This window comes from Aureispira sp. CCB-QB1 (assembly GCF_000724545.1).
Taxonomy (GTDB): Bacteria; Bacteroidota; Bacteroidia; order Chitinophagales; family Saprospiraceae; genus Aureispira.
The window spans coordinates 169293-182887 of sequence record NZ_JHBV01000043.1 but is presented as its reverse complement, the minus strand read 5'-3'; the positions used below and the strand labels follow the sequence as shown (position 1 = coordinate 182887).

Here is a 13595-nt window from a genome sequence, read left to right as displayed (position 1 = left end):
ATCTGTTAAAAATACACATAAAGGAATTGATACACCTCCCCAATAAATATCTAAGTAATACGTTAATAGTGCGTAGAAGCATACAACTATTTCAAATCCCTTGTCCTTCTACTCCACAAAAACTGAAAATCATCGTATTTCCCCTTAAGCGTTTGTCTAGTTTTAGACACTTTTGAACCTAAAAATTAAGAAAACAAATAAGCTTTTAGATATAAAAACAATAACTCGTTAAAGCCATGTAGTTGTTTCGTAGCTAGCAAAGCATTAGCGGATGTTATTCATGTTGTAATGTTTTCTCAAGATTATACGTCTGAATCACTCAGATGCCTAAGTTGTACACAATATTTAATTAGATAACTTAATGAATGTTATCGCAATACACCAAACATCAGTCATATTAATATGATTATCAACTATATTGCTAATAATTATTGAATATAATTGTAAGAACGTCCTTTTATTAAACACCTTTTATTTTTTCTTCTTACTCTATATTACTGTGTCGCACAACAGTATCTTAATAGATTTAATTGTATTCATCCTAAACGTATCTCTATGAAACAAATTCAACAAATTCTCTTATTTTTATCCACTTTCTTGTTTATTCAACACACGTTGAAAAGTCAAAATGCCAGTATTTATACCAACCCATCTTTGCATAATCAACAAGAAAAATGTGGCTCAGACCAAATTCATCAACGTTTATTAAATAACGACCCTGTATACCGTCAAAACTTTGAGGATATACAACGAAGAGTAGAACAAGAAATCAGAAACAACCCTTCCTCTACAGGTAGAGCTCCATTGCTGACAGTTCCAGTCGTTTTCCATGTCATGCACTTGGGAGAAGCCGAAGGAACAGGCACCAACATTTCTCATGAGCAAATCCTAAGCGCCTTGGCTAGTTTAAACGATGCTTACCGAGGTATTGCCCCTTATAACAGTAATGGAGTAGATATGGAAATTGAGTTTTGTTTAGCGGCACAAGACCCTTCTGGCAACCCAACCAATGGTGTCAATCGTGTTGACGCTTCTGGAACTAGTGACTATGCTGCCAATGGACTAACAACAACAGGTACAAACAACGAAACTACCATCAAAGCACTAAGTCGATGGCCCAACACGGACTACTACAACATTTGGGTTGTGAGTGAAATTGATGGCAATAACGCAGGAGGTGGGACACAGGGCTTTGCTTATTTCCCAGGAGCTAGTGCTGCCGTTGATGGTACCGTGATTATGCATAATTCCTTGGGCTTTGATCCGACTGCTGCTCGATGTTTTAATGTCAAAAGTTTTACCAATTACAACATTACTTTAATTCACGAATTAGGGCATGCTTTTGGGTTGTTTCACACCTTCCAAGGAGATGCAGGAGGCACCGCCTGTCCTACTAACACTAACTGTAACACAGATGGCGATCGAGTTTGTGACACGCCTCCCCATGAACGTTCTGGCGCTTGCCTTACAGGAACGAATAATTTATGTGGGACGCTAAGAGACAATCACATTCACAATTTTATGGATTACTCTAGTGATGATTGCCAAACAGAATTTACAGCTGGTCAAAAAACACGAGCACGCTCCTTCTTAACGAGTGGTCGTGCTGACTTGTTGACCTCTGCGGGTTGTACTCCTGTAGCTCCCCCTGTTAGTGATTTCACAACTGAATGTGCTAGTACTGCTGTTGCTGGTTGCACGGGAAGCACCATCCAATTTTATGATTTATCAACACACAATCCAACAAGTTGGGCATGGACGTTTCCTGGAGGTACACCTGCCAACTCTACTGCCCAAAATCCAAGCGTGGTATACAATACTGCAGGAACCTATGCAGTAACACTTGTGGCTACGAATGCGAGTGGAGCTGGCAATACAGAAACAAAAACAGGTTATATTACTATTTATGAATCTCCTACAGCAGCCTGTACCCCTGGCATTCAGAACACGGGTTTCTTTGGCTATTCTTTTTCTAATGTAACATTCAACAATATCAACAACAGCACTCCTCCTGCAACCAATGGACCACAAGATTTTTCATGTACTCAAACAACCTGTGTAACAGAAGGACAAACTTATTCTTTGTCCATTACAGTAGGTAACAGTGGCGGGCAAGATGGCTTTTATAATTGTTTTATTGATTATAATGATGATGGCGTTTTCTCTGCAGGCGAGAGCATTTTGAGTGGTTCTACTACAGCAGGTAGTGGTTATCAAACGTTTACTCAAAATGTTGTTATTCCTACCAATGCTGTTGAAGGCGACTTGCTTAGAATGAGAGTTATTAATGACCAATTTAATCTATCAGGTCCTTGTGACAATCTATTTACAGGAGAATCAGAGGACTATGGTATTTTCATCTCCCCTGCTGCCACCATTACCACACAGCCCAATCCTACCAACGCTTGTGCTGGAGCCAATGCTTCTTTTTCGATTGTAGCTACTGGTGGTACAACCTTCCAATGGCAAGAAAACCAAGGAAGTGGTTTTGTTGATATTAGCAATGGTGGCGTCTATAGTGGTGCTACTTCTGCCACTCTAAATCTAACAGGGGTGACAGCTCCGATGAATGGCTTTTTGTATCGTTGTATCGTTGGCAATGGTTGTGACCAATCCATCACTTCTAACAATGCTGCGTTGACAATTGGTGGTGGGTTAACCATTAATACACAACCTACGAATCAAGATGGTTGTGTTGGTGATAACGAAACATTTACCATCAACGCGCCTGCTGCAACTACGTTCCAATGGCAAGAAGATCAAGGAAGTGGCTTTGCGAATATTACCAATGGTGGTATTTACAGTGGGGCAACTTTGGCAACCTTAACCATTACAGGAATCAATGCGCCCATGAATGGCTTTTTGTATCGCTGTCTTGTTAGCGATGGTTCTTGTAATGCAACTTCCAATAATGCAACACTAACCGTCAATACAGCCCCCTCTATTACAACACAACCTACCAACCAAGATGGCTGCATCGGTGATAATGAAACGTTTACCATCAACGCACCTGCTGCAACCTCATTCCAATGGCAAGAAGACCAAGGAAGTGGCTTTGCGAATATTACCAATGGTGGTATTTACAGTGGAGCAACTTCTGCAACCTTAACCCTTTCTGGCATCAATGCGCCCATGAATGGCTTCCTATACCGTTGTATTGTTGCTAATGGAACTTGTAATACTACTTCCAATAGTGCCACACTAACCGTTAATACAACTCCAACAATTACAACACAACCTACCAACCAAGATGGTTGTGTTGGGGACAACGAGACGTTTACTATCAATGCACCAACTGCAACTACTTTCCAATGGCAAGAAGACCAAGGAAGCGGCTTTGTGAATATTACCAATGGTGGCATTTACAGTGGAGTAACTTCTGCAACCTTGACCCTTTCTGGCATCAATGCGCCCATGAATGGTTTCTTATATCGTTGTGTTGTTGCCAATGGTTCCTGCAATACCACTTCCAATAATGCCACATTAACCATCAATACAGCTGCTCCAAACATCACTACAAATTTAGCAGCCAATACGATCCAATGTGAAAACAATAATTTTAGTTTAGTTATCACAGCAACTAATGCCAGTAGTTTCCAATGGTTTGAATTTAATGGTACAACATGGTCTGCTCTTATTGATGGTGGTATTTATAGTGGTGCAACTTCTCCTGCCCTTACCTTTACCAACCCTACAGGCATTAACAATCATCAATATTATTGTGCTATCAACAGTCCTTGTGGAACACTTAATAGTGATACAACATCACTTCAATTGATACAGATTACAAGACAGCCTATTTCACAAGTAGGAAATGCTGGAGATACGGTAGATTTTATTGTTAATAGTATTAATGAAACTTGTGGCAATGGATGGGAAATCAATACGGGAACGGGTTGGAACTTGTTAACTAGTAATGCTGCTGTGTATCCCAATGGTGTCTCTGGCGATACTCTAAAAGTAATTGTTAACAGCAGTTTAGATGCGGTCTGGTATAGACGTGTATCTTGTGGTCCTACCTGTGTAAAAGCATCTGACTCCGCTCAAGTTTCCATTATCTTATTTAGTAATGTTCGAGGAAACATGTATGATTTTGATGGTGTAGATGATTACATTGCTATGGATACAACGCCTTTGGGTGCTTCTAATACGCAAGATATTTCTTATACATTTGAAGCTTGGGTTTATCCAGACGATGTGGCTACTAGGCAAGTCATCCTAGGAAACCACAACTATACTGGCACTTCTGGAACGGGTCTAGATATTTCAGGTGGACAAGCTCAGTTTTTCAAGCAAGAAGGCGCTGCTATCGTAACAGGAGCAATCACCCCTTCTGAATGGCATCACATAGCAGGTACTTACGACACGTTAACCAATGAAATGCGCTTGTATATCAATGGAATTTTAGTCGGTTCTACAACTTCTACGGAAGCAGATGCAGGTGGTATTCATAATATAGGTACCCATTCGGGAGATGCTAGTGTTGCTTTATCTGATTTCTTTAATGGAAAAATGGATGAAGTCCGAATTTGGAAAGTTGCTAGAACACAAACAGAAATTCGAGAAGCAATGCATCGATCCTTAGATGGTACTGAACCTCATCTAGCTGTATATTATCAATTTGATAGAGATAAGGTTGTCGGTACTAATTTGGGCGTTCGAGATGCGCTAGGAATTAGCCATAGCACAGCACAAGTGAATCCAACAGCTTATTTACCTTCCGAAGTGCATGTTGGTGGTGGTATTTCTAATACTCAATCTGTTACAACAAATGGTAATGTTATTTTTACAGGTACTAACTTGGAGATTAACTTTCCAAGTACCCATCCTAATGGTGAAATTGTCGTTACTCATGTTCTTACTGAAAATCCAGTTGCAGCACCAGCCAATGCTCCCTTTGAAACAGGATATTGGGTCGTCAATAATTTTGGTTCTGTGAATACAGCTTTGGCAGCTATTCCATTGTTTAGATATGCTGATGGTAATGTTACAACTAATTTATTAACTGAATTCACCTTGTACAAACGCCCTTCTAGAGCTTTTGGAGCCTGGCCTCAAACTTTTTCGCCCGCTACTACGGCAGACAATACAGCAGGTAACAATCACTGTTCTTTTGCAGGAATTAATGATTTTAGCATTTTATTCCCTGTTAATAATACCGTACTATTAAACAATAAATTCTTGCATTTTGAGGTACAACCTACGTCTAATCAAGAAGTCTTATTGTCTTGGGAAATTGAATCTGAAAAAGACAACCGTTTCTTTGACATTCAACGCAGTTCAGATGGTGTTCACTGGGAAAAAATTGGTTCATTAATCAGTTTGAATCAACCAACCTCCTATCGTTTCTTGGACAAAAATCCTATGAACGGTCAAAATTATTACCGTCTAGAAATTACAGACATCAATGATTTTGTTAGTTATAGTAATGTTAGAACGGTCGAATTTATCCAAGATATAGGATATTGGGTTTATCCTAATCCTAACCAAGGTATCTTTAACATCGATTTCAGAGGGTTAGAAGGTGCTTATTATACGGTTGAGGTTTTTGATGCTGTTGGTAGAAAAGTTCATGAACAAACATTAAATCATAACAAAACTACACTCAACCTTCAGCAACATGCCGCAGGTATGTATACTTTAAAAATACAAGTTGGCACGCAACATTATTACACAAAAATTATTATGCGCTCCTAAACATTGCTACTTATATTAGGTTAGTAATCGTTTTACGCAACGATTTTTTTGTTAAAAATATGATTATCAAGAGACGTTCTGTTCAAAATAGAGCGTCTTTTTTTTACCAAAAAAGGACATTTTAAGCAAAAAGTTCTAAATTTATACTCTAACCTCTAAAATGATTATAATTCTCCACTCATGCATAGCAAACTTTTACTCTCTCTATTCTTTTGTTTGGTTGTTCAGTATTCGCATAGTCAAGTAAGCCCGCAAGCCTTAACCAAAGCACAACAAGAATTATCCGAAGCTCAGACCCTATATAGCAAGGAACACATCGAATATGGCAAAGCAGCTTTAAATCTGGCGCTATTATATTATCAAGATGAAAACAACCAAGACGAAGCTCGAATTTGGGCAGCTATTGGTCTTCGAATTATTCGAAAAGAAAAAGGCTCGAAAAGTAATCTATACTTAGAATCTTTGGCACAACTTTCAGAACATCAAGCCCGATTAATTGATGCTGATTTGACACTTGAAGAACTTGAAAAAGCCAATAAAAAGCTATCCGTTTCTTATGTCAAAGCACTTTTGCAACGCGCTAAAATTTACCTCTTAGATCAAGAATCTGGCGATGCCTACGAGTATGCTTACCAAGCCTATAAAATTTTACCCAAATTACCTAAAGAGAAGCGTACTCCAATCTATCAAAACATGTCTGAATATTTACCTACAGACATTATTGCTTTTATTGAACAACAACTTCAGGTTCAAGAAGCCTTCTCTCCTCCTATTGATAGTATTGAGTTAGCCGATAAAATAACTGCTTTTGCAGATATTATCATACATAGCGACATCCGATATTTCGAGTATATGTATATTGATACGGCTTACACTTGGCTGGCAGATGCCTTAGACATCTACGAAGCAAAACTCGGCAAAAAACACCCCAAATACAAAAAGGCTTTTGCTACGTTTAACCCTAAAATGAAAAAGTTCTATCTTTTGGAAAAAGATATCATGGATAGAATCAAACGACACGAAACTGCTAGTGATACTTTTATTACAGACCTTCGTCCTTTTCTACAGCTCGCAGACGATGCTACCTTTATTTATTATGATTCTGATCGAATTTTCAAATTGGTCTTAAAAGACTTAGAAACACACCATGGAGGTAAAAAAGGGCAATATTATATTATTGTCAAAGCCATTCAAGACACTTGGGATTTGACCAATGAAGAAAAGAAAATTGCCATTCAAGAGAGTATTGTAAAACAGATTGAAGTGGAATTTGGTAAAAGTGAGCAATATGTAGGTGCTTTGATTCAATTAGCGAACCTAGAAGCCTTGGATGGAAGTGATAAAAATGCTCTAAAGCTCTACCAAAAAGCCTTTAATTTGCTTGACGAACTTGCAATAGAACTTCCTATTGATCGTAGCCCAACTCTTTTTGAGCAGTACATAAAAAAGGTTGTGCACCCTTGGAAAATATATGTTATCCAAGAACGCAATTTGCGAGTTATGAAATCGGTCTATGGTCAAAATAGCAAGGAATATATTGGAGCTATGTTTCAAGCAGCTTGGTACTATCTCAAAGAATATGACTTTGGTAGAGATGGAGAAAATCTTTTGTTTAAAGGCATTCGAAAACTAGACACCTCAAATTATTACGTGGCGACGCCTTGGCTTGACTCTTTGTTCAAAAGTGACCCTGCAGGAATTAGTTACACACTTATCGCCTATCTTCCTAAAACATATCCGATAGAACCCCTAAAAGAATTATTAAGAGCACCACTAGATAGTATCGCCAAAGAGTTTACAAACTATAGTGTTGAATATAACAATGCATTAGAATTGATTGCTGATGGGTATTTTTATAGTAAAAGCGATCCTGGGCATCCTAGAGAAGCTTTTTTGGCATACAAACGAATTTTGGATACTTACAGCAACTTAGAAGGCAAAAGTTATGAATATGAAGTTCTTGTTAGGAGAATCATCGGCAACTTGGAGCAATATGACCCATGGACTCCCGAAGAAAGTGCCTTCTTTTTTGAAGAGGAATTAAAAATTTTAAAGCAAGACCAAGGCATTGGCTTTGATTATCTCAAATACTTAAAAAAATATGCCGATTGGCATTACAAAAATGAGCGTTTAGTTTCAGCGGAAAGTTATTATCGTTCGCTCATCAATTATTACGAAGAACGACCTAAGCAAAAAAAGACCATTCTTACGATCATTGAAGCTTCTTATAATTTGGCTAGAATTTATCGAAAAACAGGTCGTCTTAACAAAGCTGCTCTGTTATACTATCAAACTGTCAATCAAGCTATCAAAGAAAGAGAATTTGTTTTTATTGCTAAATGCTTGGACGATTTAGGATTGATTGCTTATCAAAAAGGGAAGCCCGAAATCGCTATGAAATCATTTGATAATGCCATGAGTGCTTTGGCTACGGCAGAAATTTATAATCCGAGCCTTAGTCGCTATGAAAATTTTGACATGGCACTACTTTACATTAAAATTCAACGACATATTGGGCGAATACATTTAAACAACGGTTATATAGAGTTAGCAGAAAGTTACTACAATGATATTAAAGCTTTTGAAAATGATAAAAGAACACCCGTTTCTTTCCAAAAAGATATTTCGCTCCAGTCTGACCTAGCCTATTTAGCAGAATTAAAAGGAGATACAGCTCAGGCTATTTATTATTATAAAACTGCTATACAAAAAATTAGAGATAGAGACGAGTTGGCCAATTTGAACCTTGCCTTTGCTCAGTTCTATGAGAACCTTGAACAAGATTCTATGGCTGCTATCTATTATAAAGATGCTTTGCAGATTGATTTGAAACGATTGGAAGCCAACTACAACAATTTAGCAGAAAAAGAACGCCTGTTATTTTTAAATCCTATCTCTAAGCGTCTGAATTCGTTTTTTAATTTTGCGCTACCTAGAAAAGACAGCACCTTAACTTTAGCTGCCTTTAATGCACACTTGACTGTCAAGGGGCTGGCCTTAGAAACATCCACCAATTTACAAAGTATTTGTAATGAAACAGAAAATACAGTTCTCAAGAAAAAATGCCACGAAATGCAAGCACTTCGAAAAGTGTTGGCCAGATCTACATCGCTGCCCTTAGACAAACAAAACGATATTAGTGCGCAAATTGTTGACCTAGAAAAAGAGATTGGGGTGACCTCTAAAGATTTGAGAGATTACTTTGGTAAGAATAATAAACAACTTAATTTTTATCAACTAAAACAAATCTTAAAAGCTGTAGAAACTCCAGATAGTTCAGCCCTTGCTATTGATTTTTTAATTGTAGATCAAGTAGACGAAAGTGGTTATGAAACTGCCGTTTACTATGCTGCTGTTATTGGTTCTAACTACGAAGCTCCTATCTTTGTTCGCTTGGCAACAGAAGAAGAATTGGGAGATGTCTTGGCACCAGATATTGCCCCCAATACCATCAATTATATTACAGATGAGTTGGAAAGTCGTTATTTGTACCAATTGGTTTGGGAGCCGTTGTTGCCTTATGTACTAGATGCCAAACGGTTGCATATTTGTCCTGGAGGAATTCTCAGTAAAATTGCCTTTGGTACTTTGCGAACAAGCGATTATGACCAACGCCGTATTATGGATGATTGGTCCATTCACTACTACAGTTCACTCCGTGATTTGCTAAACCCGCAAGTAGGCAAACTAAGCCCAGGAGTCACCAATGTGGGGCTCGTTGGAGGGGTAAAGTTTACCTTCACAGAAGAAGAAATCCAAAACTTGGCGCAACGCAACGATATTCCTGAATTAAACTTAGAAAAAGCATTTGAAGAAAGAGAATTAAGCGAAGAGGATTTGGCTTACTCTAGAGGGGCTAGAGGTGAAGATTTTAATTACCTCCCTGGTACGTTAGAAGAAGTTAATGCGATATCCAATGTTTTTCCAGAAGGATGGGTCGTTAATTTATTAACCGATACCTTAGCCACAGAAGAAAATTTAGAAATTTTAGCAGATAACTCGCCTACCATTCTTCACATTGCCACACATGGTTACTTCTTTCCCACCCCTACCTCCGATGAAGACGATGACAGTTGGCTTAACCCCAAAAAATTAGCCACATTAGAAGATAAAATTGCTAATCTGTCCAATCCCTTATTACGTTCAGGGCTAGCGTTAGCAGGTATCAATCGTGTGTGGAAAGGAGGAGCAGAGATAGAAGGGCTGGACGATGGTATATTGACAGCTCTAGAGGTTGCCAATATGGACTTGTTTAATACAGATTTGGTCGTTCTATCTGCCTGTGAAACAGGGCGTGGAGATATTGATAACAATGAAGGTATCATGGGCTTGCGTCGTGCTTTCAAAACTGCTGGTGCCAAGCAATTATTAATTAGTTTGTGGAAAGTTCCAGATGCTCAAACATCCGAATTAATGCAGTTGTTTTACCAAGGGTATATCAACGGCAAATCTGCACACCAAGCTTTTGAAGAAGCACAACACACGATGCGAAAACGCTATAGAAACCCTTACTATTGGGCGGCTTTTTTATTGATTGAATAAACAACACTAATAATGAATAGCGTTCTGTTATTTCTTTTGTAATAATCATCAATAAGTAAGTGGGTATAAAAAATTATAGGCAAAAAATAGCCTTATTTTTAGTGCTAATCGAAGAGGAAATGTACAGTTTTACCTGCGGTGCTACTGCGTGGTAGCGAGCTAAAGCAAATTTTTCCGATGAAGAGTAGTGCAAAAAGAAGGTTGTTTAGCTGCGCTGCTACTTCGTGGTTTATAGAATTTTTTCTGAACGATTACTTATCTATCCAAATAATAACCTATTGACCTGTTTATTACAGCGTATTTAACGGAACTGCAATACAAAAGAACCTTTTAACAAAAAACTTAAAACTATGGTAAACAAGGCATACTTGAAACTCCTTTTCTCTCTATTAATCATTGGAACGCTTGGCAAATCTGTTCGAGCCCAAGCAATTCACGATGCATTCAAACTGCACGAATTTGTAGATTATGACACTTATGGTCTGTATGATTTAGAAGATGTAGAGACTTTTTACGAAATTTTAGCTCGAAACTTTAGTACGGTTCAATCAGGACTAACGTACGATGAGATTGTCGATGCGTATCGTGACAATCCTTTTATTGCCCCCATGCTAACAGATCTTTTGGGAGGCGATGTTGTCTTTAGTGGAAAAACGGGACAACGTGCTATTGGAGACCTAGCAAGCGCAAGTACAGGCTTAGGCTTGCCAGGCTCTACATTCTTAATGGGCTTGACAGACTTTTTAGTCAAACGCACCAAGCAAGAATTGTCCATTGCATTCTTTAGAGATTTTCAAAAAATCGTGCAGCGTTCGGAAGAAATGCAGTTTTTGTTTCCTACGACAACCAAAGTACTTCTTAAAATTGATGAAAACATCTATCAGTTCAAAGCTTTTTGGGAAGTCCTAAGAGAAAGCTTTCTTGCAGACTTGGAAGATTTGGTCTATAATCTCGAAGATTATGTTCAACAATCTTCTAGAATTAAAAACACTGTTGTTCGACATATGATGAGTGACTTTTTTAAAGTTATTGAGTTATTTTATGATAAAACAACTCCTTCTGATATTATTAATTATTTAGCTGATGATGCTTACCTGCATACGATAACGCCCGAAGTCGATAGCTCTAAATTTGTTCCTGTCTTACAAAGCAGTTTGCAAGTTTTGGGCTTGCTTTCTAAATCTCTTGAAAACAAAGACGACAATGGGTATTGGGTAGAACCCGAAAAGGTTACTAAAATGTTGCAAAACCCAATTATCACCACACTTTATCTAGGGCTAATTTATCAACAAGGTAAAGATATTCAAATGGGTGAAAAAACATTTGCGGAATATCTAGCACCTTTGAGCGTTCGTGAAAATGCGCCGCGTGTTCGTAGATTGCTCAATACTTTCAAAGCTTTTTTGGACAAAACCAAAGCCTTAGAGCGTTTGGCTAAAGATATGCGTCGCAAAGCTAATGATCGCCGAAGAGATAGAAATGCTGCACCGATGACAGATGCAGACAAAGAACTTGAGTATGATGAATATTATGATTTCACTCAAAATATTTGTGATTTGTTGTTGTATACGTATGAGTTTAAAAAAGAGATTTTGGGCGCAACCAGTAAAGAAGATAGTATTGTTTATCGTTATATGACCATAGTTGGTGACATCAATGGAATGGCTTTGGAAGTTCGTAAAAAACATTATACCTCTGCTTTAATTAATACCTTATTTATCATAGAAAAATTATTGCCCGAAGGTCAGTTTGCTTGCGAACGCCAAGTCATGCTAAAATACGGAACATTCATTGCTACGGCTGTAAAGGCTAAAACAGCAGAAGAAGTTTCGGATGTTATTTCTGCTTTTGCATTGCCTCCAGGTGGTTCAGCGATTAAAAAGTATTCTAAATTTAGTATTGCCCTTAATGCCTATGTCGGACTATCTGCTGGTCAAGAAATTTTAGATAATGTAGGCGCAAATCCATACTATGCGGTAGCCACTCCAATTGGGGTAACATTCAACTGGGGGTTCAAAAACTATGGTTCTATCAGTCTTTTAGCTTCTGTCTTAGATATTGGTGCTTTAACGGCATTCCGATTTGAGGATGATAATGTCAGTGAATTGCCTGATTTAAAATTTGAAAATGTATTGGCCCCTGGTGGCTATTTGGTCTATGGTGTTCCCAAGTACCCCATTTCTATTGGCGTGGGCGCTCAATTGGGACCTAATTTAAGAACCGTTACCAATGGCAATCTACAAACTCAGACAAGTGGTTGGCGTTGGGGCGCTTTTATTGCTGTAGATATTCCTATTGTGAGCATTTACACCACCAATAAAAACTACAAGCAGTGTTGTCGAAAATGTGAAAAACAAGCTAAAAACAAACCTGTTCGTTTTTAGGATCTTTACCTATTTTTTGCCCCTTTTTAGGCATTCGATAGAAGGTAAGTAATCGTTCAAAAAAATAACAAGTACCACGCAGTAGCAGCGCAGCTAAAACAGCCTTCTTTTTGCGCTACGCTTCATCAGAAAAACTTGTCTTAGCTCGCTAAGCCTTCCTTTTTCTTCTTGGACTAGCAAAAAAATAATCCCATTTTTTGTTCTTATTTTTTCTGACCTCTTACTTAGCTTTTTTACTTTTCTAAAGTATTAAAATACAATTAACTTATTTTTTGTAGAATTCTATTAATTTTGAGTCGTATACCTTTGTTAAAAACAAATGATATACGACTTATTTTTTTTAGACTAATGAAAAACAAAATAGTATTGATGAATCAAACATCTTCCAATACCCCTGTAGTTTATGCTACTTTTCTACAACGTATGTATGCTTTTATCGTTGATTGCTTAGTATTTATCCCCTTAAACATATTAAATAACTTAAATACCATCTCATTTAAAGTACTCAGCTTAAGTATTCTAATTACTGTTATTTGGTGGATTTACAAACCTGTCATGGAATGGAAATACGGCGCAACTTTAGGCAAAATGGCTCTTAAAATCCGTGTTGTAGATGAAAATTTTGAAGCACTTTCTTTTAACCAAGCAGCCTTGCGATTTCTGCCTTATTTTGCGGTAAGTTTGAGTTTACTTTTTTCTACATTTGCGCTGTTTAATATCGATGGTTTTTATGCTGCACATACATTAGAAGAGTTTCAAAATTTAGAACAAACCTCTAATATAGGTAGAGATGCAACTATACAGATGACTACCTTTTTCTTTATCTTCTCTTGTTCTGCTATCTTATTAGACGAAAAAAAACAGGCCATACACGATCGTTTTAGTCGTACTTATTGTGTGCTGGCTCAATCTCTTCCGTTTTCAAAAAATTCAAACGACCAAGATGCTGATACTTTAGATTATAACTAAACA

At 37.7% G+C, this 13595-nt stretch carries 4 protein-coding genes; all 4 read left to right on the top strand.

Going from position 1 to position 13595, the window contains the following annotated elements:
- Positions 1-555 precede the first annotated feature (555 nt).
- Positions 556-5697 carry a LamG-like jellyroll fold domain-containing protein gene (locus tag CG11_RS23830; RefSeq protein ID WP_052599366.1) on the top strand — a complete coding sequence of 1714 codons (5142 nt, stop codon included), beginning with the start codon at positions 556-558 and terminating at the stop codon, positions 5695-5697.
- 180 nt (positions 5698-5877) lie between these two features.
- Entirely contained in the window at positions 5878-10239 is a 4362-nt protein-coding gene (locus CG11_RS23825) for a CHAT domain-containing protein (RefSeq protein ID WP_052599365.1), read from the top strand.
- Between the two features lie 350 nt (positions 10240-10589).
- A complete protein-coding gene (locus CG11_RS23820) occupies positions 10590-12623 on the top strand; it encodes a hypothetical protein (protein ID WP_052599364.1) in 2034 nt (677 codons plus the stop codon).
- Positions 12624-12992: 369 nt separating this feature from the next.
- On the top strand, positions 12993-13592 hold the full coding sequence (locus CG11_RS23815) for an RDD family protein (protein WP_197043922.1): 600 nt from the start codon (positions 12993-12995) through the stop codon (positions 13590-13592).
- Positions 13593-13595: the final 3 nt, after the last annotated feature.

Bases quoted from the DNA above. Each gene is read 5' to 3' on its own strand.
- CG11_RS23830 (WP_052599366.1), top strand. From the start codon at position 556: ATGAAACAAATTCAACAAATTCTCTTATTTTTATCCACTTTCTTGTTT.
- CG11_RS23825 (WP_052599365.1), top strand. From the start codon at position 5,878: ATGCATAGCAAACTTTTACTCTCTCTATTCTTTTGTTTGGTTGTTCAG.
- CG11_RS23820 (WP_052599364.1), top strand. From the start codon at position 10,590: ATGGTAAACAAGGCATACTTGAAACTCCTTTTCTCTCTATTAATCATT.
- CG11_RS23815 (WP_197043922.1), top strand. From the start codon at position 12,993: ATGAATCAAACATCTTCCAATACCCCTGTAGTTTATGCTACTTTTCTA.